The 20,975-nt window shown below is 66.7% G+C and carries 19 protein-coding genes; 4 read left to right on the top strand and 15 right to left on the bottom strand.

What is annotated here, in order from left to right; translation table 11 throughout:
- Positions 1-42: 42 nt before the first annotated feature.
- From rimI to murJ, 6 genes are all read right to left on the bottom strand, one after another.
- Positions 43-528: a ribosomal protein S18-alanine N-acetyltransferase gene (rimI, locus tag FLL57_RS21945; protein WP_013500014.1), complete on the bottom strand. Its 486-nt coding sequence runs from the start codon at positions 526-528 to the stop codon at positions 43-45.
- A gap of 52 nt (positions 529-580) precedes the next feature.
- Positions 581-1,276: a tRNA (adenosine(37)-N6)-threonylcarbamoyltransferase complex dimerization subunit type 1 TsaB gene (gene tsaB, locus FLL57_RS21950; RefSeq protein ID WP_047309131.1), complete on the bottom strand. Its 696-nt coding sequence runs from the start codon at positions 1,274-1,276 to the stop codon at positions 581-583.
- A gap of 135 nt (positions 1,277-1,411) precedes the next feature.
- Complete coding sequence (locus tag FLL57_RS21955; protein WP_142884006.1) at positions 1,412-1,978, bottom strand: NifU family protein; 567 nt, start codon at positions 1,976-1,978, stop codon at positions 1,412-1,414.
- 141 nt (positions 1,979-2,119) lie between these two features.
- Positions 2,120-2,614, bottom strand: coding sequence for a universal stress protein (locus tag FLL57_RS21960; protein ID WP_013500011.1), 495 nt, complete (start codon positions 2,612-2,614; stop codon positions 2,120-2,122).
- 210 nt (positions 2,615-2,824) lie between these two features.
- Positions 2,825-3,877, bottom strand: coding sequence for a tryptophan--tRNA ligase (trpS, locus tag FLL57_RS21965; protein ID WP_013500010.1), 1,053 nt, complete (start codon positions 3,875-3,877; stop codon positions 2,825-2,827).
- A 55-nt stretch (positions 3,878-3,932) separates the two neighbouring features.
- Positions 3,933-5,489, bottom strand: a complete 1,557-nt coding sequence (murJ, locus tag FLL57_RS21970) for a murein biosynthesis integral membrane protein MurJ (RefSeq protein ID WP_142884007.1) — start codon at positions 5,487-5,489, stop codon at positions 3,933-3,935.
- Between the two features lie 278 nt (positions 5,490-5,767).
- Here murJ and FLL57_RS21975 point away from each other — a divergent pair, with 278 nt between their 5' ends.
- Complete coding sequence (locus FLL57_RS21975) at positions 5,768-6,769, top strand: adenosine kinase (RefSeq protein ID WP_142884008.1); 1,002 nt, start codon at positions 5,768-5,770, stop codon at positions 6,767-6,769.
- A gap of 153 nt (positions 6,770-6,922) precedes the next feature.
- Here FLL57_RS21975 and FLL57_RS21980 read toward each other — a convergent pair whose 3' ends face one another.
- On the bottom strand, positions 6,923-8,617 hold the full coding sequence (locus FLL57_RS21980) for an AMP-binding protein (RefSeq protein WP_142884009.1): 1,695 nt from the start codon (positions 8,615-8,617) through the stop codon (positions 6,923-6,925).
- 134 nt (positions 8,618-8,751) lie between these two features.
- Positions 8,752-9,939 (bottom strand): serine hydrolase domain-containing protein, encoded by a 1,188-nt coding sequence (locus tag FLL57_RS21985; protein WP_142884010.1) that lies wholly within the window; start codon positions 9,937-9,939, stop codon positions 8,752-8,754.
- A gap of 244 nt (positions 9,940-10,183) precedes the next feature.
- Here FLL57_RS21985 and FLL57_RS21990 point away from each other — a divergent pair, with 244 nt between their 5' ends.
- Together FLL57_RS21990 and FLL57_RS21995 are read left to right on the top strand one after the other, a co-directional pair.
- Complete coding sequence (locus tag FLL57_RS21990) at positions 10,184-10,510, top strand: hypothetical protein (RefSeq protein WP_013500005.1); 327 nt, start codon at positions 10,184-10,186, stop codon at positions 10,508-10,510.
- Positions 10,511-10,668: 158 nt separating this feature from the next.
- Positions 10,669-12,162 carry an NAD-dependent succinate-semialdehyde dehydrogenase gene (locus tag FLL57_RS21995; protein ID WP_142884011.1) on the top strand — a complete coding sequence of 498 codons (1,494 nt, stop codon included), beginning with the start codon at positions 10,669-10,671 and terminating at the stop codon, positions 12,160-12,162.
- A gap of 55 nt (positions 12,163-12,217) precedes the next feature.
- Here the strand turns inward: FLL57_RS21995 and FLL57_RS22000 are convergent, their stop codons facing one another.
- From FLL57_RS22000 to FLL57_RS22025, 6 genes are all read right to left on the bottom strand, one after another.
- Entirely contained in the window at positions 12,218-13,651 is a 1,434-nt protein-coding gene (locus tag FLL57_RS22000) for a DUF1254 domain-containing protein (RefSeq protein ID WP_142884012.1), read from the bottom strand.
- Positions 13,652-13,795: 144 nt separating this feature from the next.
- Complete coding sequence (locus FLL57_RS22005; protein WP_142884013.1) at positions 13,796-14,479, bottom strand: protease inhibitor Inh/omp19 family protein; 684 nt, start codon at positions 14,477-14,479, stop codon at positions 13,796-13,798.
- 2 nt (positions 14,480-14,481) lie between these two features.
- Positions 14,482-15,468 carry a 2-hydroxyacid dehydrogenase gene (locus FLL57_RS22010; RefSeq protein WP_142884014.1) on the bottom strand — a complete coding sequence of 329 codons (987 nt, stop codon included), beginning with the start codon at positions 15,466-15,468 and terminating at the stop codon, positions 14,482-14,484.
- The gene (locus FLL57_RS22015; protein ID WP_041807605.1) at positions 15,468-16,292 is read right to left on the bottom strand and encodes an ABC transporter permease; all 825 of its coding nucleotides are present in this window, start codon (positions 16,290-16,292) and stop codon (positions 15,468-15,470) included. Before FLL57_RS22015 ends, FLL57_RS22010 begins: the two co-directional genes overlap by 1 nt.
- Entirely contained in the window at positions 16,289-17,119 is an 831-nt protein-coding gene (locus FLL57_RS22020; RefSeq protein ID WP_142884015.1) for an ABC transporter ATP-binding protein, read from the bottom strand. The genes FLL57_RS22015 and FLL57_RS22020 overlap by 4 nt, the downstream gene beginning before the upstream one ends.
- A gap of 8 nt (positions 17,120-17,127) precedes the next feature.
- Positions 17,128-18,258, bottom strand: a complete 1,131-nt coding sequence (locus FLL57_RS22025) for an ABC transporter substrate-binding protein (protein ID WP_142884016.1) — start codon at positions 18,256-18,258, stop codon at positions 17,128-17,130.
- A gap of 127 nt (positions 18,259-18,385) precedes the next feature.
- Here FLL57_RS22025 and FLL57_RS22030 point away from each other — a divergent pair, with 127 nt between their 5' ends.
- Entirely contained in the window at positions 18,386-19,198 is an 813-nt protein-coding gene (locus FLL57_RS22030) for a creatininase family protein (protein WP_142884017.1), read from the top strand.
- Positions 19,199-19,283: 85 nt separating this feature from the next.
- Here FLL57_RS22030 and FLL57_RS22035 read toward each other — a convergent pair whose 3' ends face one another.
- Positions 19,284-20,915 (bottom strand): FMN-binding glutamate synthase family protein, encoded by a 1,632-nt coding sequence (locus FLL57_RS22035; RefSeq protein ID WP_142884018.1) that lies wholly within the window; start codon positions 20,913-20,915, stop codon positions 19,284-19,286.
- Between the last annotated feature and the right edge of the window lie 60 nt (positions 20,916-20,975).

A 20,975-nucleotide genomic window follows, 5' to 3' on the forward strand; every position in this document is an offset into this window, starting at 1 on the left:
GTGAATGACATTCTTAGGCATTGTTCTGCCACCGCAGGACGATCAGGACAAGTCGCGACGCATTATCATTGCGTTCAATTGTTCCCCGTTCGGCTGCCGGTAATAGCGTTCGCGCCGCCCCACCACCCGAAAGCCGGTACGATCGTAGAGTCGCCGCGCCGGCTGATTGTTTTCTTCCACTTCGAGAAACACTGTGGCGACGCCGCGGCCGGCGAGGTGGCCGAGGTGAGTTCGGAGCATTTCGCGCGACAGGCCGCGGCCGCGATAGGATGCGGCGATCGCGATCGACAGGATCTCGGCCTCGTCGGCGCCGATCCGCGAGGCGACGAAGCCGATGATTCGCCTGCCGACCCGGAGCCGGTGCACCAGCGTGTTACGCTCGCTGAGCAGATCAGCGAACTCCTGCTCGTCCCAGCCGCGATGAAACGAGGCTGCGTGAAGCTCTGCGAGCTTCGGCGCATCGCGTAGCGTCGCCTGCTCGACGACCGCATCGGCGTAACCCCAGAACTCGGCCAGCCACGTCATCATCGACCGCTCATGTGGCGACGGTTCATGCGGAGATGGCTGTTGCGGCGGTGCATCATGCGGCGGGCTGCGCCGATTGCGCGATCGGGTCGAGCTTCGGTTTGGCGTCGGGTGGCCGCAGATAGAACGGCTTGGCAGGCGCGGCTTCCGGTGTTGCGGCCGCACCGAGCCAGGCCAGCCAGCCGATATCCGGCGCGGGCCGCTGATCGACTGCGAGCGGCGGCGGCGTCATGGCGGGCCAGCGCTCGGCGACGAGCTGCGCGGCGTTGCCGACCAGTCGCGGCGCGCCGTAACGCGCCGCTTCCAGCGCTTCGGCGATCGGCGCCACTCGCGGCCGCACGATCATCGTGCCGTTGCCGGCGACGAGTTGATAGTAGACGTGGTCGTGCCGGGCGTCGATCACCGACAGGATCGGGGTGTCGTCGGTCTCGCTCACCAGCGGCGCCGCGAAGGCCGACAGCGTCGTCAGTCCGACGACCGGCTTGGCAGCGGCCAGCGCGATCCCGCGCGCGGCCGACAGACCGACGCGGAGCCCCGTGAAACTACCAGGTCCGGTGGTCACTGCGATGCGGTCGATATCGAGAAAGCCGATTCCGGAGGCGTCCATCACCCGGCCGAGCAGCGGCATCAAGGCCTCGGCATGACCGCGCTGCATCGCCTGCGATTCGCCGGCCAGCAGCCGGTTGGCCTCGGTGTCCAGCACCGCGGCTGCGCAGGCGTCGAGAGCGGTGTCGATGGCGAGGATCAGCATCCGGCTAACATATCAGCAATGCGACAGTTGCGTCATGTCCCGGTCGGATCGATCGACAACTATTCGGATGGGCGGCATGGCGCGGTGCGTCATGCCTGTTTGTCGGGCTTGCCTAGCGCTGCGGCAATCGCTGGCTCAGGCCAGCGGACGGACCTCGACCACTTCGGGGACGAAATGCTTCAGCAGATTCTGGATGCCGTGCTGCAAGGTCGCGGTCGACGACGGGCAGCCGGCGCAGGCGCCGCGCATGTTGAGATAGACGATGCCGTCCTTGAAGCCGCGGAAGGTGATGTCGCCGCCGTCATTGGCGACCGCCGGACGCACCCGCGTTTCGATCAGATCCTTGATGATCTCGACCGTCTCGGCGTCGCCCTCGGCGTAGAACTCGTCGTCGTCGCCGTCGTCACCGTCCGACTTGCCGTCGGCCAGGATCGGCGCGCCCGACATGTAGTGCTCCATGATGGCGCCGAGGATCGCCGGCTTGAGGTGCTGCCACTCGCCCTTGTCCTTGGTGACGGTCACGAAGTCGGCGCCGTAGAACACGCCACTGACGCCGTCGATGTCGAACAGCCGCGCCGCCAGCGGCGAACGCGCCGCCTGGGCCGCATCGGTGAATTCCAGCGTGCCGCTGTCGAGCACGCTGCGGCCGGGAATGAACTTGAGCGTGGCCGGATTGGGGGTCGGTTCGGTCTGAATGAACATCGCATGTCTCCATCGTCGCCGGTTCAAGGCCGGTGCGTAGGGTGTGTCCTAGCAAATAGCTCCCGGAAACGCACGGTCAACCCGCGGGGGCCTCCGGAAGGTGTCGAAAGTCGCTGACAACGCTCACGTTTTCGGGGGCGCTCAGGCGAGCGCGTCGATGTCGTCGTCGGTCAGGTTGGAGGCGACCATCATCACCGGCACCGGAAACGTGCCGAGATGACGGACCATTGCCGAGACGATCGGGCCGGGGCCATCCGGCCCGTCGTCCGCCGCCAGCACCAGCATCACGATGTCGACGTCCTGCTCGATCGCCTCGCGGACCTGGCCGATGGTGTCGCCCTCGCGGATCACCCGCTCCGGCGTAATCCCGGCGACGCCGTTGGCGCGGCCCGAGGCGCGGTCGAGCGCGAGCTCGGCGGTCTCGATCGCTTCGGCGCGCATCACGTCGGCGACGCCGAGCCATTGCTGGTTCTTGTCGAGAATCTCGATCACCCGCAGCATCACCACGCCGCCGCCGACCCGCACCGCCCAGCGGCTGCCGTAATACACCGCGCGATCCCACTCGGCGGTGTCGTCGACGATCACCAGGCATTTCGGCTTGTGGCCGGATTCGTAGCTCCGTCGCTGGCTGCTCATGGTTGCCCCCGGAGTTCCCCAAGCGCGCGCTCGCGCACCGACGCGATGCTGCCATGGCGACAGCGGGAAGGACAAGGGCAGGCCCTCCAAGGGCAAGCCTCATGGTGAGGAGCGCAGCGAAGCTGCGCGTCTCGAACCATGGCGATACAAGCTCGTCGTTCGAGACGCCCGAGTGCGCCGGGCTCCTCACGACGAGGGCTGGGACCGATATCAGCCCTTCTTGCGCACCATTCCCATAATGTCTTTCACGGCCACCATGGTTTCGGCGGCGATCGCGCGGGCGCGGTCGCTGCCGTCGGCGAGCACCGAGTCGACATACGCATGGTCGGCAGAAAGCCGCTTCATCTCCCCGGCGATCGGCGACAGCTTGGCGACGGCGAGATCCACCAGGTTTGATTTGAATGCGGAGAACTGCGCGCCGCCGAACTCGGTCAGCACCTCGGCCTTCGGCTTGCCGGCGAGCGCGGCGTAGATGCCGACCAGATTGTCGGCTTCGGGTCGCGGCTCCAGCCCCTTTTCTTCGCTCGGCAGCGGCTCCGGATCGGTCTTGGCCTTCCTGATCTTCTGCGCGATCGCGTCGGCATCGTCGGTGAGGTTGATGCGCGAGTAATCCGACGGATCCGACTTCGACATCTTCTTGGTGCCGTCGCGCAGGCTCATCACCCGCGTCGCCGGTCCGGTGATCACCGGCTCGGGCAGCGGGAAGTAAGCGTCGCCGAAGCCCTGCGCGGCGATCGAGGCTGCGAAGTCGTTGTTGAACTTCTGGGCGATGTCGCGGGTCAGTTCGACGTGCTGCTTCTGATCCTCGCCGACCGGAACATGGGTGGCGCGATACACCAGAATGTCGGCGGCCATCAGCACCGGATAGTCGTACAGACCGACCGAAACGTTCTCGCGATCCTTGCCGGCCTTCTCCTTGAACTGGGTCATGCGGTTCAGCCAGCCGAGCCGCGCGATGCAGTTCAGCACCCAGGCCAGCTCGGAATGTTCCGCGACCTGGCTCTGGTTGAAGATGATCTGCTTCTTCGGGTCGATGCCCGATGCGATGAACGCCGCCGTCACTTCGCGGATGTTCTTGCGCAGCTCGTCCGGTCCGCCCCAGACCGTCACCGGGACGGTGATCGCGTGCAGATCGACGACGCAGTAAACGCAGTTGTGCGTCTCCTGCATCTTCACGAAGTTCACGATCGCGCCGAGGTAATTGCCGAGATGCAGGTTGCCGGTCGGCTGGATGCCGGAGAATACCCGCTGCGTGATGGCCATGATCGTGATTCCCGCGCTTGGTCTGGAAAAGGCGCCGTGAAGTGGCACAGCTCCGCTAGTCGCGCAAGCCGCGCGGCCGCCGCAGTGCGCGCAGCGCCGCATTCGGCCGGACCACCCCGAGCAGGATCAATGCGGTCGCATAGACCGTCACGCCGCCGCCGATCAGGACCGCCAGCACAGCGGCTTGGACCAAAGTGGAGCCCGCGGCCGCGATCGGCAGCACGAAGCCGGAGGCCTGCCACAGCAGGGCGCCCATCGCACCGGCGGCGAGCACGATCAGCATCAGCCGGCGCTGTGCCGGCGCATCGATGGTGACGCCGAAGCGCTGCACGCCGCGTCCCAGCAGCAGGGCTGCATTGCTCCAGGCGCCGAGACTGATCGCGGTCGCAACCCCGGAAGCCCCGAACAGCCGCCCGAGCACCACCGCGGCTGCGAGCGCCACCATCACTGAAATCAGGGTCGCCATCAGCGGAGTGTGGGTGTCTTCGCGGGCGAAGAACGCGGCCGACCAGTTCTTCGCCAGCACCTGCGCCGGCAGGCCGATCGCCAGCACCGCCAGCGCCTGGGCGGTCGCAGCCGAATCCGCGGCGCTGAACGCCCCGTGCTCGAACAACAGCCGCACGGTCGGCTCGGCCAGCACGATCAGTCCGAAAGTCGCAGGCAGCGCCACCCCGACCGCCAGTTCCAGCCCGCGCGAGGCGGCGTCCGACAGCGCGGTCCGATCGCCGCCGCGCACCGCCCGCGCCAGTTCCGGCACCAGTACGGCACCCATCGCAACGCCGACGATGCCGAGCGGCAGCTCGATCAGCCGGTTGGCGAAGTACAGCCATGACACCGCCGCCGGCTGCGCAGAAGCGATGATCGCACCGGCGACGATCAGGAGCTGCGGCCCGGAATTGGCGATCATGCCGGGGATCGCCTTGGCAAAGAACGTCCGCATCGCTGCGTCGAAGCCGGCGCGCAGCGGCGACGCCAACCGCTCGCCGCGGCCGTTGAACGCCAGAATCGAGAGCTGCAACAGGCCGGCGACGCCGACGGTACCGGACAGGATCAGCGCTGCGGTGGCGGGATCGTCGTGTCCGATCAGCAGCGCGGCGGTGACGACGATCAGCGACACGTTGAACAGGAGCGGGGAGAACGCCGTGAGGCCGACTCTGCCTTGCGCGTTGAACAATCCCATCATCACCGCGACCGGACCGGCGAAGGCCAGATAAGGCAGCATCAGCCGGGCATCGCGGGTCGCCATCAGCAGCGCCGGCTGGCCGACGAAGCCCGGCGCCAGCATGGCGATCAGCAGCGGCATGAACACCCCGAGGAGGATCGCCATCAGCAGGGTCGCGAGCGCAATGGTGCCGAGCAGTCGCCCGGCGAACGCTGCGGCCGCGGCCGCGCCGTTGTGTTCGCGGACTTTCAGCCAGGCCGGCACCAGCGCGGCGTTGAGCGCGCCTTCGGTGAGTAGCCGCCGCGTCACATTGACGAGCTGAAATGCCAGCAGGAACGCATCCGCCACCACGCCGGCGCCGAGCAACGCCGCGACCAGCGCGTCGCGAACGAATCCCAACAAACGTGATGACAAAGTCCCTGCCGAGACGGTGAGCAGTGGGCGAAGCATGTGCCGGGTTATAGCCCGGTTGAGCGCTCAAGCGCCTGGGCCGATTAGCTTTTGATCCATGTGGTAAAGAGGCCCCTGACCGGCGGCCGCGCCGCTTCGTCGATCGGGCCCAGCGCTGCGGGCAAACCCGGATGTCCCGCTGATCCGGGCCGGTCCGCTTGCCGCTGCCGACCCGAACATGATAGGTCGGCGCGCCTTTCGCGCGGCCGGCCATGCACCGGTCCGACCCGCACAATCGCGGGATTTTCCTCATTCCTCCCCGCTATGGATCGAACTCGATGAGCTCAGCCCAATACGACGTCCTCGCCATCGGCAACGCGATCTTCGACGTGCTGGTCCGCACCGAAGAGGACTTCCTGGTCAAGCACGGCATGGCCAAGGGCGGCATGGCGCTGATCGATGAAGCCCGCGCCGCGGCGATCTATGCCGACATGGGCCAGGCCACCGAAATGTCCGGCGGCTCGGCCGCCAACACCATCGTCGGGCTGGCTTCGTTCGGCGCCCGCACCGCCTATCTCGGCAAGGTCAAGGACGACCAGATCGGCAAGCTCTACAGCCACGACATCCGCGCCGCGGGCGTCACCTTCGACACCAAGCCGGCGACCGCCGGCCCGGCGACCGGCTGCTCCTACATCCTGGTGACGCCGGACGGCCAGCGCACCATGAACACCTATCTCGGCGCCGCGCAGGATCTGTCGCCGGCCGATATCGACGAGGCCAAGATCGCGGCGTCGGCGATCATCTATCTGGAAGGCTATCTGTGGGATCCGCCGCAGGCCAAGGAAGCGTTCCTGAAGGCCTCCAAGATCGCCCATGGCGCCGGCCGCAAGGTGGCGCTGACGCTGTCGGATGCGTTCTGCGTCGACCGCTATCGCGGCGAATTCCTCGAGCTGATGCGCTCCAAGACCGTCGACCTGATCTTCGCCAACGAGGCCGAGCTGCATTCGCTGTATCAGACCTCTGATTTCGACGCGGCGCTGACCCAACTTGCCCAGGACGTCGCGCTCGGGGTCGTCACCCGCAGCGAAAAGGGCTGCGCGGTGGTCGACAAGGACGGCGTCACCCTGGTGCCGGCGGCGTCGATCGAAAAGCTGGTCGATACCACCGGCGCCGGCGACCTGTTCGCAGCGGGCTTCCTGTTCGGCCTGGTCCGCGATCTCGGCTACGAAAACGCCGGCCGCCTCGGTGCGCTGGCGGCGGCCGAAGTGATCCAGCACATCGGCGCCCGCCCGCAGGTGTCGCTGAAGGAACTGGCGCAGCAGCACGGGCTGCCGGTGTAAGAACTCTCCCCGAGTCATTCCGGGGCGCGAACGAAGTTCGCGAACCCGGAATCTCCTGCTTGTCGCACCGCCGTCTCGCAGAACATGTCTGGATTCCGGGTCTGCGCGCTGTCGCGCGCATCCCGGAATGACGTCGTTACTTGCAACGACAGATCACGCCGTCTTCGCCGCCTTCAGGCCGAGCTTGGCCTCGACCTTCTCGCGCATGATGAACTTCTGGATCTTGCCGGTCACCGTCATCGGGAACTCGTCGACGAATTCGATGTAGCGCGGGATCTTGTTGTGGGCGATCTGGCCCTGGCAGAACGCGCGGACGTCGTCGGCGGTCAGGCTTTCGCCGGGACGCGGGCGGACCCAGGCGCAGAGTTCTTCGCCGTAGCGGTCGTCGGCGACGCCGAAGATCTGGACGTCCTGGATCTTCGGGTGGCGATACAGGAATTCCTCGATCTCGCGCGGATACAGGTTCTCGCCACCGCGGATCACCATGTCCTTGATGCGGCCGACGATGTTGCAGAAGCCTTCGTCGTCGATGGTGGCGAGGTCGCCGGTGTGCATCCAGCCGGCGGCATCGAGCACGTCGGCGGTCTTCTCCGGCTCGTCCCAATAGCCCAGCATCACGCTGTAGCCACGGGTGCAGAGTTCGCCGCGGGTGCCGCGCGGCACGATCTTGCCGTCGAGATCGACCACCTTCACCTCGACATGCGGATGGATACGGCCGACGGTCGACACCCGCCGGTCTTCCGGATCGTCGACCGCGCTCTGGAAGCTGACCGGGCTGGTCTCGGTCATGCCGTAGGCGATCGTGACTTCGCGCATGTTCATAGCATCGTTGACCCGGCGCATCACTTCGACCGGGCACGGCGCGCCCGCCATGATGCCGGTGCGCAGCGACGACAGATCGAAGCCGGCGAATTCCGGATGATCGAGTTCGGCGATGAACATCGTCGGCACGCCGTACAGTGCGGTGCATTTCTCGCGCGACGCGGTCTGCAGCGTCACCAGCGGATCGAAACCTTCGCCGGGATACACCATGGCGGCGCCGCAGGTGACCGAGGCGAGGTTGCCCATCACCATGCCGAAGCAGTGATACAGCGGCACCGGAATGCAGATCCGGTCCTGTTCGGTCAGCTTCATCGCGCGACCGACGAAGTAACCGTTGTTGAGGATGTTGTGGTGCGTCAGCGTCACGCCCTTGGGCGAACCGGTGGTGCCGCTGGTGAACTGGATGTTGACCGCATCGTCGAACTGCAACTCGTGGGCGAACGCCGCGATCTGGTCGCGATGCCGCGCGCCGCCCATCGTGGCGACTTCGTCGAACGCGATCGTGCCGGGGCACTTCGGCCCGCCGATCTGGATCACGCTACGCAGCTTCGGCAGCTTGGCCGATTGCAGCGCGCCCGGCGACGAGGTCGCCAACTCCGGGATCAGCGTGTTGAGCATCTCCATGTAGTGCGAGGTCTTGAACGCGGTGGCGGTCACCAGCGCGGCGCAGCCGACCTTGGCGAGCGCAAATTCCAGCTCGCTCAGGCGATAGGCCGGATTGATCGTGACCAGGATCAGCCCCGCTTTGGCGGCGGCGAACTGCGTCAGCGTCCATTCCGGCCGGTTCATCGACCAGATGCCGATGCGCGCGCCGCGTTCCAGTCCGAGCGCAACAAAGCCGGCGGCCAGCGCATCCACGCGCTCAGCGAAGTTGCGCCAGGTCCAGCGGGTGTCGTGGCTGGGGGAGACGAGGGCTTCGCGATCCGGCCACAGCGCAACCGCGCGGTCGAGTGCCTGGCCGATGGTGATTCCAAGTAGCGGCGCGTCGGAGACGCCGCAGACATAGCTGGGGGTCGCAGGGGTCACGTCCTTGGTCCTCGCCTGTATGCCCGGACAGTCTTGCGCGCCGGGGCGTCGTCGTGCGGGCTTGTCACCCTTTTTTCACGAAGCATAACGCCGCCGGCGAGGCATTGCGACCCCGCCGGCGGCGCGAGAGCCTGTCAGGCCGCCTGCTGGCCGGCGCCGAGGCCGGCATAGACGCCGCGTTCGAAGGCGGCGAACGCCTCCAGGCACTTGGCGTCGGCGAACGGCAAGACCTGCATCAGGATCACGCCGCAGACGTCGCGCGCCGGATCGATCCAGTAATAGGTATTGGCGAGGCCGGCCCAGGCGAGGCTGCCGGGGCTGCGGCCTTCGGGCGTGGCCTCGGTGTTGATCAGGAAGCTGAGGCCCCACTTCTTGTCCATGCCGGGATAGAGGTCGACGTCGTTGGTGGCGAACGGGATCGCCGAGTTCAGCCTGGTGACGTTGAGATCGCCGATATGGTTCTGGCCCATCATCGCCACGGTCTCAGGTTTCAGCACCTGGTTGCCGTTGCCGCGGCCCTTGTTGAGGATCATCTGGGTGAACTTCAGATAGTCCGCCGCGGTGCCGTACAGGCCGCCGCCGCCCATGTGGAATTCCGGCTCCTGCGCAACCTCGAACGGGATCGGCGACAGCGACCCGTCCTCGCCGCGGGCATGCACCGCGACCAGCCGGTTGCGCTGTTCGTCGGTGATCTTGAAGCCGATGTCGGTCATGCCGAGCGGCGCGAACAGATGATCGCGCACATACGCGTCGAGCTTCATGCCGCTGGCCGCTTCCACCGCCTTGCCGGCGAAGTCGATGTTGATGCCGTACTCCCAGCGCGTGCCCGGATCGGAGGCGAGCGGCGTCTTCAGCGCGGCTTCCTGGCAGCCGATGATGCCGGGGATGCCGTGCCGCTCCATGTACTTCACCATGTCGGCGTTCCACATGTCGTAGCAGAAGCCGGCGGTATGGGTGAGCAATTGCCGCAACGTGATCGGAGACTTGGCGGGCCGTGTCTTCGGCGTGCCGTCGGCGTCGAAGCCGTCGAGCACCAGCGGATCGGCGAGATCCGGCAGCACTTTGCCGATCGGCTCATCGAGCGACAGCTTGCCCTGCTCGACAAGCTGCATCGCCGCCGCGGCGGTGATCGCTTTGGTCATCGACGCGATCCAGAACACGCTGTCGGTGGTCATCGCCGGTGGTTTCGACAGATCACGCTTGCCGAATGCGCCCTGATACAACACGTCCTGCGCATTGCCGGCGATCGCCACGACGCCGGGAATGGCGCCGTTCTCGCTCATCTGCCGCAAGCTTTGATCGATCTGGCTGCTGCTCTGCATCGTCGTCCTCCCTTGTTTGATTGGCAGTTTCTGAAAGCGGGCGGATTGTTCACCGGCACGCTGCGCCCGGCAAGCGATATGGCGGCCGGGCGACAAAGTCTCGCATTGGTGCGCGCGCCCAGCGACAAAAAGGCCGGGAACGAACGGTATGGCGTGGCGTTCACAAAGTCGCCGCAGTGTTGAACCTCGCGGCGGCAGCAAACGTCCAATTCAACGTTGCGACGCCCCCGCCCGGAGCACCGAGATGATCCCGACCTGGAGTGACTGGAAACGCTATCCGCAGCCCGGCCGCGGCGGCAATATCGAGGCGCCGATCAGTCCCGGGATTTATGAGGTGCGTTACGCGCAGACCGGCGCGCTGTACGGGTTCGAGGCGGTCGACAATCTCGCGGTCGCGCTGGCGCAACTTCCGGTGAGGTCTCGGGCGGGGTCGTGGTTCGGCCGCCGCGCCGCACAACCGTTCCCCGAGCTCGAATACCGGGTCTGCGCCACCGCTTCCCGGGCCCATGCCCGCACCGCGGCCGACCGGATGATCAATCTGCGCAGCACCTGGATCGCAGGCGCGGCCTGATCGTGCGCGGCGAGGGCGTGATTTGCGCCGCAGCGCGGTGACACGAAGGACACGATACCCGGCCTGCGCTATGCGCCGCGCGATCTTTGCCTATATTGACCGGCGACAGGGGCCATCGCGGCCCCGCCTGCAATCCACCTGCAATGCCGGAGCATCCGATGTCCCCCACCGCCGCCACCCGCACCGCCGATCGAGCCGCCTCGCTGCGCGACCGTCTGAAGGATCCGTCGCTGCTGCGCGAGCAATGCTTCATCGACGGCGCCTGGTCGGGCGCTGCGACGATCGCGGTGACCAATCCGGCGAGCGGGCAGACGATTGCCAGGGTGCCGCATCTCGGCGCCGCGGAAGCCACCCAGGCCGTCGAGGCCGCCGCGCAGGCGTTCCCGGCCTGGGCCAAGCTCACCGCCAAGCAGCGCTCCAATATCTTGCGCAAATGGTTCGAGCTGATCATCGCCAATCGCGAGGATCTGGCGCTGATCCTGACCTCCGAACAGGGCAAGCCGCTCACTGAAGCACTCGGCGAGGTCGATATCGGCGCCGCCTATGTCGAGTTCTTCGCCGAAGAGGCTCGGCGGGTTTACGGCGAAACCATCCCGACCCAGCGCCCCGATGCCCGGCTGATCGCCATCAAGCAGCCGATCGGCGTCTGCGGTGCGATCACGCCGTGGAATTTCCCGAGCTCGATGATCACCCGCAAGGTGTCGCCGGCGCTGGCGGCGGGATGCACCGTGGTGCTGAAGCCGGCCGAAGAGACGCCGCTGAGCGCCTTCGCGCTGGCGGCGCTGGCCGAGAAGGCCGGGGTGCCGAAGGGCGTGTTCAACGTCCTCACCGGCGATGCGCCGGAAATCGGCAAGGTGCTGTGCGAACACCCGGCGGTGCGCTTCGTCGGCTTCACCGGCTCGACCGAAGTCGGCAAGATCCTCTACAAGCAGGCGTCGGTCGGGGTGAAGAAGCTCGGTCTCGAGCTTGGCGGTAACGCGCCGTTCATCGTGTTCGACGATGCCGACGTCGACGCCGCGGTTGAAGGCGCGATGGTGTCGAAATATCGCAACATGGGCCAGACCTGCGTCTGCGCCAATCGGCTGTACGTGCAGGACGGCGTCTACGACGCGTTCGTCGAGAAGCTCGCCGCCAAGGTCAAGGCGATGAAGGTCGGTGACGGCACCGAGCAGGGCGTGACGCAGGGGCCGCTGATCAACGAGGCCGCGGTCGAGAAGACCGAGCGGCACATTGCGGATGCGCTGTCGAACGGCGCCAAGGTTATCACCGGCGGCAAACGTCATCCGCTCGGCGGCACCTTCTTCGAGCCGACCGTGCTGGCCGATGTCCGGCCCGACGCCCTGGTGGCGCATGAAGAAACCTTCGGCCCGCTGGCGCCGGTGTTCCGCTTCAAGGACGAAGCCGAAGTGATCAAACTCGCCAATGCCTCGCCGTTCGGCCTCGCCAGCTACTTCTACGCCCGTGACCTCGGCCGGGTGTGGCGCGTCGCCGAGGCGCTGGAGAGCGGCATGGTCGGCGTCAACACCGGCCTGATCACCACCGAAGTCGCCCCGTTCGGCGGCGTCAAGGAGAGCGGCCTCGGCCGCGAAGGCTCGCACCACGGCATCGAAGAATATGTCGAGATCAAATACGTGATGATGGCGGGGATTTGAGAGGCGGCTTGGTCGAACGACGGCGCGCCGGATAACGCGCCGTCATTCGGCCTCGCTATTGGCCGAGCGGGATCGGCGGCTGCACCCGCGTCACCGCCGGCGGCGCCCAGCGGCCGGTCAGCGCTTCCTGCTTCGGTGCATACATTCGCATCGTCAGCGTGAACGGCCCCTTCGGGGCCGGCAGCCAGTTCGATTCGTGCGCAGTGCCGGGGCTGGCGTTCTGGATCAAGAGGTCGAGCGAGCCGTCGGCGTTGTGCTTCAGCGGCATCCAGCTACTCAGCGCCTGGCGCTGCAGCGGGTTGGGGACGGGGAAGCCGTCGGGATCGTACAGCGTCAGCGACCAGAACGCATCGACCGGCGGCGTCGCGCCTTTGCCGAAATGCAGCACGTAGTTGCTGGTGCCGTCGAGCGGCTTGCCGGCGTCGTCGACGAAGTTGACCGGATAGATCGCATCCTCCGGCACGTTGGCCCCGAGCCCGAACTGGGCGACGATCGCGCGCTTCAGGTAGTAATTGCCGTACACCCCCATGGTGTCGATGTTCATGCTCCAGCCATTGGTCACCCGGGCCATGGTCGGCATCTTCCAGCTCATCAGCTTCAGCGCCTCGGCCGGTGCTGCGCCCAGTGCTTTGCGTACGTTGGGGGCGGCTTTGTCGAGATCGAAGCTCTTGCCCGGCTCCAGCCCGATCCGGCGCAGCCGCGCGATGATCGGCTGGTCGGTGATATGCGGCGGGTTCTGTTTCAGGAGCTCGGCCGCGTAGGCGAAAAACTGACTGGCCGGCATGCCGTCGACTTGCTGCTTCGGCGGCGTCTTCATGTCGATCGCGGGATCGGGCACGAAGGCAGGGGCCGGTACCGGCGGCTTGCCCCATTGCGACAGCGGCGTCGCGGTGTAGCCGGCCTGGATCTGGTGCACCGCGGCGTAGTCCGCCGGGCCGTCGGTCTTGGTGCGGCCGATGATCCAGATAATCGGCGTCGGCGCCTCGATCCGCTGCATCCCGGACGGCACCGTGCCGCTCCAGCCGGGCGCGGTGACCAGGAATTTCTGCGCCTGGGTACCGGTGGTGCGCCAGCCGGGCGAGGCGAACACGTCGGTCCACATATCGAGCATCGGCAGCAGGTAGTAGCGGCCGTTGGTGTCGGGCGCCGTCACCACCATCGGCTCGCGCGACAGATCGAGCCAGGCGATCGAGTACAGCGTGTCGAAATTCGGCCGCACGATCGTTTTGAAATCGGCCGGCGGATAGGCCGGAACGCTGACGAAGCTGTTCATCGGCCCTTTGCCGAACTCCTTGCCGGCCTCGACATTGGTCGATTGCTTGCGGGTGAGGTCCATCGTCACCAGCGGATAAAAATACAGGTAAGCGTCGATTCCGAGGCTCAGCGCCTCTTCGTCGGAGACCGGCGCCGGCTCGCATCGCGCGGGCGCCGTCATCAGCAGCAGCGCGGCCGTTGCGGCCGCCGACATCGCCTTCAACCACCCAACCATGGTGCCGTCCTCCCTCGACGTATCGCAGATTGCGTAGGAGGGCAGGATGCTGAGTTCGGCCGGCGTCGAGCTATGACGCATGTCAAACCGCTGGCCGCGGCGGCGCTGCCGGTCGAGATAAACAGTGCTGGTAGTACTACGAGGTTATTGCCGCAGCATGATCAGCGGATCGGCGCTATCGGGCATTCTGCGCCATTGCGCATTGTCGTCGGCCTCGAATCGCCAGGTGGTGCCGTTCGGCGCGATCAGCAACATCGCGCCGTGCTCCAGCCGCCACATCGTCGGACCGAAGCCGGAGACTAGCGGATCGCAGCGCGGCTTCAGGAACGCCTGGAAGTTGTCGGTGCCGGCCTCGGTGTTGGTCAGCGTCAGGGCGCAGATCTGGCGGCCGTTGCCGCGCACCATGGTCCAGTCGCCGATCATCTGGTCCATCGATTTGGCGAGCGAGCGGGCGGCGACCAGATTCTGCAGGATGTAGATCCCCTCGCCGTTGCGGTGGCCTTCGAAAATCCCGCTCTCGACCTCGGTGAGATCGATCACCGGCTCGCCGTCCGCGGTTTGCAGCCGGACGATGTCGAGGCCCTTGACGTCCCAGGCGGCGATCTCCTTGGTGAACGGCAGGGTCTTGGCGCAGTCGGGTTCCAGCGTCAGCTTCAGCCCCTTGGCGACCGGTTCGGACGCCAGCGTGACGACGCAGGTCTTGCTGCGCTCGGCGGTCGCCAGCTCCCACTGCCCGACCAAGTCCTGCTTCATCTTGGATGCGTCTTGCGCCGTCGCGGTCGCCGCGAGCAATGCCGTCAGGATCACCGTGCCGATCGCGCGTCCCATCGTCAGCGGCCTTTCACCGGTGTTTCCGCGACCGGCGTCAGCGGCGGCCGGCCCGAGAACCATGCTTTCAGGTTGTCGACCACGAGCTGGTTCATCGCATTGCGCGTCACCACCGAGGCCGAGCCGATATGCGGCAGCAGCACGACGTTCGCCATGGTCCGCAGCTCCTCCGGAACGTTCGGCTCGGCCGCGAATACGTCGAGACCGGCGGCGAGGATCCTGCCGGATCTCAGCGCGGCGATCAGTGCGTCTTCGTCGATCACCGAGCCGCGCGCGACGTTGATCACCACGCCGCGCGGCCCGAGCGCGTCGAGCACGTCGGCGTTGATCAACTTCGCTGTCGCCGGACCGCCGGGCGTGATCACCACCAGGGTATCGACCTCTTTGGCCATCTCGATCAGGTTCGGATAGTGCTGGTAGGCGACGCCGGCCGCCGGATTGCGCGAGTGATACACCACCGGCACCAGCGATGCGTCGAGCCGGCGGGCGATCGCCTGTCCGATCCGCCCCATCCCGACGATGCCGACCTTGCGGTCGCGCAGCGAGCCGGTGCTGAGCGGATAGTCCTGCGTCTGCCACAGGCCGGCGCGGACATATTTGTCGGCGCGCACGAACTCGCGCAAGGTGGCGATCAGCAGCCCGAGCGCGGTGTCGGCAACCTCCTCGGTGAGCACGTCGGGCGTGTTGGTGACGACCACGCCGTGTTGCGCCGCCCAGGCCGCATCGACGTGGTCGTAGCCGACCCCGAAACTCGCCACGATCTCCAGCTTCGGAAAGCCCGCCAGCATCGCGGCGCCGGTCGGCACCAGTCCGGTGACGGCGATGCCGCGGATGCGGCCGCGGACCTCCTCGCTCAGGCCGTCGAGATCGTCCGCGCGCTCGCATTTGTGCAGCACATAGCCGTCCGGGAAACCCTGGTCGATCACCTCTTTGCGCGGACCGTAGACGAGCAGATCGATCGGCCCGGACGCATCCGTTTCCCCCGGCATCAATTATCCTTTCCAAGCGCGCTTTCGTGCCAGCGCCGGAGCAGCAGATGCGACACCAGCGCCAGCAGCAGATAGATCACAATGCCCGCCGTCGACAGCAACAGCAATGCTGCGAACATGCGCGGAATGTTGAGCCGGTATCCGGATTCGGCAATCCGGTAGGCGAGGCCCGAGCCGGCGCCGGCCGAACCGGCGGCGATCTCCGCCACCACGGCGCCGATCAGCGACAATCCGCCGGCGATGCGCAGGCCGCCGAGGATATAGGGCAGCGCCGCCGGCAGCTTCAGCCGCAGCAGCGTCTGCCAGCGCGAGGCGCCGTACAGCCGGAACAGCCCGGCCAGATTGCGGTCGACCGAATTCAGTCCCAGCGTGGTGTTGGACAGCACCGGGAAGAACGCCACGATCCAGGCGCAGACGATCACCGCGGTTTCCTGCGGCAGATAGATCAGCAGCAACGGTGCGATCGCGATCACCGGCGTAACCTGCAGCACCACCGCATAGGGAAACAGCGAGAATTCGAGCAGCCGGGACTGGTTGAACAGCAGCCCCAGCGCGATGCCGCCGGCCGCGGCGGCGACGAAGCCTTCCAGTGTGGTCCGCAGGGTGGTGAGCAGCGAGCCGAACAGCACCGGCCAGTCCTGGATCAGCGTCGAGGCGACCAGGAGCGGTCCCGGCAACACATAAGGCGGGATCTGATTGAGCCGCACCACCAGATCCCACGCCACGATCACGGCGAGCAGGACAACGACCGGCAGCACCACGCGCAGCCCGGCACGGGCGCCAAGCGGCTGTACATCGTCACGCGAGGCGGGCACGGCGCTCACGTCCGCGCCACCGCGGAAGGCCGCGCGGGCTCGCTCGACGACGCCAGCGCGCGTGAAACCTCCCGGCATCGCGCCGCGTAATCGGCCGACAGCCGAAATTCCTCGCCGCGTGACCGCGGTGCATCGATGTCGAAGGTGGCGGCGATCCGGCCCGGCCGCGGCGTCATCACCACCACGCGCTGCGACAGATACACCGACTCGAACACCGAATGGGTGACGAACACCACGGTCATCTGCAATTCGTCCCACAGCGTCAGCAGGTCGTCATTGAGTCGGAATCGGGTGATCTCGTCGAGTGCGGCGAACGGCTCGTCCATCAGCAGGATGTCGGGTCTGGTCACGAGGGCGCGCGCCAGCGACGCCCGCATCTTCATGCCGCCCGACAGCTCACGCGGAAATGCATCCGCGAAGTCGGACAGGTCGACCCGGGCCAGCACCTCGTCGACCCGCCGGTCGATCTCGGCGCCGGCGACGTGCGCCAGCTTCAGCGGCAAAGCGACGTTGTGGCGGACGCTCGCCCACGGCATCAGCGTCGGCTCCTGGAATACGAAGCCGACCGGGTGTTCGCCGCGTCCGCGCGGCGACGCAGTCCCGACCTCGATCCGCCCTGAAGAAGGGCGTGTGAGGCCGGCGATCATCCGCAGCGCCGTCGATTTGCCGCATCCGGACGGCCCGAGCAGCGACACGAACTCGCCGCGGCCGATGTCGAGATCGACAGGGCCGAGCGCCAGCGTGCCGCTGCGATAGGTCTTGGTGATGCGGCGAAGTTCGATCGCCGGCCCGGTGGCGTCGGCATCCGCAACGGACGATCGCGGCGACGAGGCCATCTGGCCGGCTATTTCTGCTTCGGGCGCAGATCGACGCCGACGCCTTTGTTGACGAACTGCAGGGTGTAGGCTTTGCGGAAATCCAGATTGCGCGCCACCACCCCGGCGCGGGCCATCTTGTCGAAATAAGACGCGTAGCGCGCGTCGGTCATCGCGCCGATCCCATTCTTGATGGCGTCGCCGGAATCGACGATGCCGTATTCTTTCATCTTGTCGACCGAATAGGCCAGCATCTCGTCGGTCATTTCCGGATTGAGCTGCTTGATCATCGCATTGCCGGCGGAATTATCGCCGTACAAATAGTGATACCAGCCGACGATCGAGGCGTCGACGAAGCGCTGGATCATGTCGGGATTCTTGTCGATCAGATCGCGGCGGGTCTCGATCAGGGTCGAGTAGCCGTTCAGCCCGTAGTCGGCGAGCAGCAGCACGCTCGGCTTGAATTTGGCGGCCTGCTCGACCGTGAACGGTTCGGAGGTGACGTAGCCCTGCATCGCGCTGCGCCGGTCGATGATGAAGGGTTGCGGGTTGAAGGTATAGGGTTTCACCTTGGCTTCGCTGAAGCCGTATTCGGACTTCAGCCACTGGAAGTAGCTGGTGATGCCTTCCTTGGAGACGAACAGCGTCAGCGGCTTCAGGTCGGTGATGGTCTCGACCCGCGCCTCCGGATGCGAGACGAACACCTGCGGATCCTTCTGGAACATCGCGGCGATCGCCACCACCGGCACGTTGTTGGCGACCGCGTCCAAGGATTGCAGCGTGTTGGCGGTCATGAAGAAATCGAGCTTGCCGGCGATCAGCAGCGTGCGATTGTTGACGTTGGGTCCGCCCGGCACGATGGTCACGTCGAGGCCGTAGGCCTTGTAGGTGCCGTCGGCGACCGCCTGAAAGAACCCGCCGTGCTCGGCCTCGGCGACCCAGTTGGTGCCGAACGAGATCTTGTCGAAGCCGCCCTCCGGCACCTTGCGCACCGGCTGCACCTTCGGGGGCGCCGGCTTCTTCGGCGGGGGCGGAGGCGGGGGAGCCTTTTCCGCAGCGGGCTTCTCCGCGGCAGGCGGCGGTGAGGCGTGGACCGGCAGCGCCAACAGAGCCACGACGACAGCCCCGGTTAACGCTCGCAGCAGGAAGGCGGGGGGCATGATTGGACTCCCTCGATCGTTTTGGCCCATGATGCGGCCGCAGGCGGCACGGATTCGAGCGTTTCAGGATTGATAGCGAAACAATGCGGGCATTTGAACCACTCCCTGTCCGGGTCACGTCCCGCCGATGACCGCGCTGCCGCCGCGTGACTGGTGCGCGATCCGCTGGCCGGAGATCGCCGATTCGCAACCCGAGCGCTGGATCGCGGTGCTGCCGCTGGCGGCGACCGAGCAGCACGGGCCGCATCTGCCGCTGTCGACCGACGTCGATATCGCCGAAGCCTATCTGGCGCGGGTGCACGAATTCTTGCCGGCGGAGCTGCCGGCGAGCTTCCTGCCGCTGCAGGCGATCGGGCTGTCGACCGAACATCTGGCGTTTCCCGGCACGCTGACGCTGTCGGCGGAAACCGCGCTCCGCGTCTGGACCGAGATCGGTGACAGTGTCGCCCGCGCCGGGGTGCGCAAGCTGGTGATGGTGACCAGCCATGGCGGCAACAGCGCGGCGATGGGCCTGGTGGCGCAGGAGCTGCGGGCGCGGCACCGGATGCTGGTGGTGACCACTGGCTGGGCGCGGTTCGGCGTGCCGGACGGACTGTTCACCGCCGACGAGCTGCGCCACGGCATTCACGGCGGCGCGGTCGAGACCTCGATCATGCTGGCGCACGCGCCGGCGCTGGTCCGCACCGACAGGCTCGCCGAGTTTCGTGCGGCCAGCGTCGCGATGGAGCAGCAGTATCGCTGGTTGTCGGCGCAGCGGCCGGCACCGTTCGCCTGGGCGGCCGAAGATCTGCACCCGGGCGGCGCAATCGGCGACGCCACCGCCGCGACCGCCGCAAAGGGGCGGCAGTTGCTCGATCACGGCGCCCGCGCATTCTGCGAGCTGCTGGACGACATCCACCGCTTCGACCTCGCCGCACTCAGCAACACGCCGCGCGTTTGAGCAGCGTTGCGAGCGAGGCAAATAGTCCAGGGCCGCATGCTGCGTCGGTGGCTTCGCTCCGCGCGATGACGTAGAACGAGCCCGGTCAGCACACCGGTGCAAAGCTCTCGGCCCGGGCCATCGCCCAGGCCCGTTTGAAACGGGCATCGTCGGTGCCGTTCAGCAATTCGCCCGAACGCAGCGCCGGATAGAGCTGCGCCAGCGACACCACGTCGGACGACGAGGTCCGCTGCGAGAAGTGATACGGGCGGATGTCGCGCGGATGGTCGAGGCCGGCTGCCGCGACCAGCTCGCCCAACGCCTGCAGCGTCGCACGGTGATAGTTGTAAACCCGCTCCAGCTTGTGCGGCACCACCAGGGCGCGGTAGCGCGTCGGCTCCTGGGTGGTCACTCCGGTCGGGCAGCGATCGGTGTGGCAGCTCAGCGACTGGATGCAGCCGAGGGCGAACATGAAGCCGCGAGCCGAGTTGCACCAGTCGGCGCCGAGCGCCATGGCGCGCGCCATGTCGAAGCCGGTGGCGATCTTGCCGGAGGCGCCGAGCTTGATGCGGTCGCGGGCGCCGATCCCGACCAGCGCGTTGTGGACGAAGCTGACGCCGTCGCGCATCGGCATGCCGAGGTGGTCCATGAATTCGAGCGGCGCGGCGCCGGTGCCGCCTTCCTTGCCGTCGACCACGATGAAGTCCGGATAGATTCCGGTGGCGAGCATCGCCTTGCAGATCGCCAGAAACTCCCAGGGATGGCCGACGCAGAGCTTGAAGCCGGCCGGCTTGCCGCCGGCGAGGCGGCGCATCTCGGCGATGAACCGCATCATCTCGATCGGCGTCGAGAATGCCTTGTGATAGGGCGGCGAGACGCAATCTTCGTCCATGCCGACGCCGCGGATCTGCGCGATCTCCTCGGAGATCTTGGCCATCGGCAGCACGCCGCCATGGCCCGGCTTGGCGCCCTGGCTGACTTTCAGCTCGACCATCTTGATCTGGTCGTCGGCCGCGACGCGGGCGAACGCCTCGGGATCGAACCGTCCGTCGCGGGTGCGGCAGCCGAAGTAACCGGAGCCGATCTCCCAGATCAGATCGCCGCCGGCCTCGCGGTGATAAGGGCTGACGCCGCCCTCGCCGGTGTCGTGCGCGAAGCCGCCCTTTCGGGCGCCGGCGTTGAGGGCGCGGATCGCGTTGGGGCTCAGCGCGCCGTAACTCATCGCCGAGATGTTCAATACCGAGGCGGAATAAGGCCTGGCGCAATCCGGCCCGCCGATCGAGATCCGGAACGGCTCGGCAGCGTGCGGCCGCGGCGCCACCGAATGGTGCATCCACTCATAGCCGTCGCCATAGACGTCCTTCTGAGTCCCGAACGGCCGCTTGTCGAGCTCCATCTTGGCGCGCTGATAGATCAGCGCGCGGGTGTCGCGGCTGAACGGCTTTCCGTCCTTCTCGCTCTCGAAGAAGTACTGCCGCATCTCGGGGCGCATCTCCTCAAGCAGGAAGCGCAGATGCGCGGCGATCGGGTAGTTGCGCAGCACCGCGTGGCTGGTCTGCAAGAGGTCGTGGATGCCGAGAACGGTGAGGGCGCCGAACACCAGCAGCGGCGCCAGCACCACGGCGAACAGCGGCGTGTGGAAGTCGATCACCGCGATCGCGGCGAGCAGCGCGGTGATCACGGAACAGACGGTGAGAACGATATAGCGCGGCGAGAGCGGAAGCAGCAGCAAACCCATGGAATCCCCGCGGGACCGGCAGGACGCAACGTCCGATCAGCCGCAGCGGGAAGCCCCGCG

This window comes from Rhodopseudomonas palustris (assembly GCF_007005445.1).
Classification (GTDB): domain Bacteria; phylum Pseudomonadota; class Alphaproteobacteria; order Rhizobiales; family Xanthobacteraceae; genus Rhodopseudomonas; species Rhodopseudomonas palustris_G.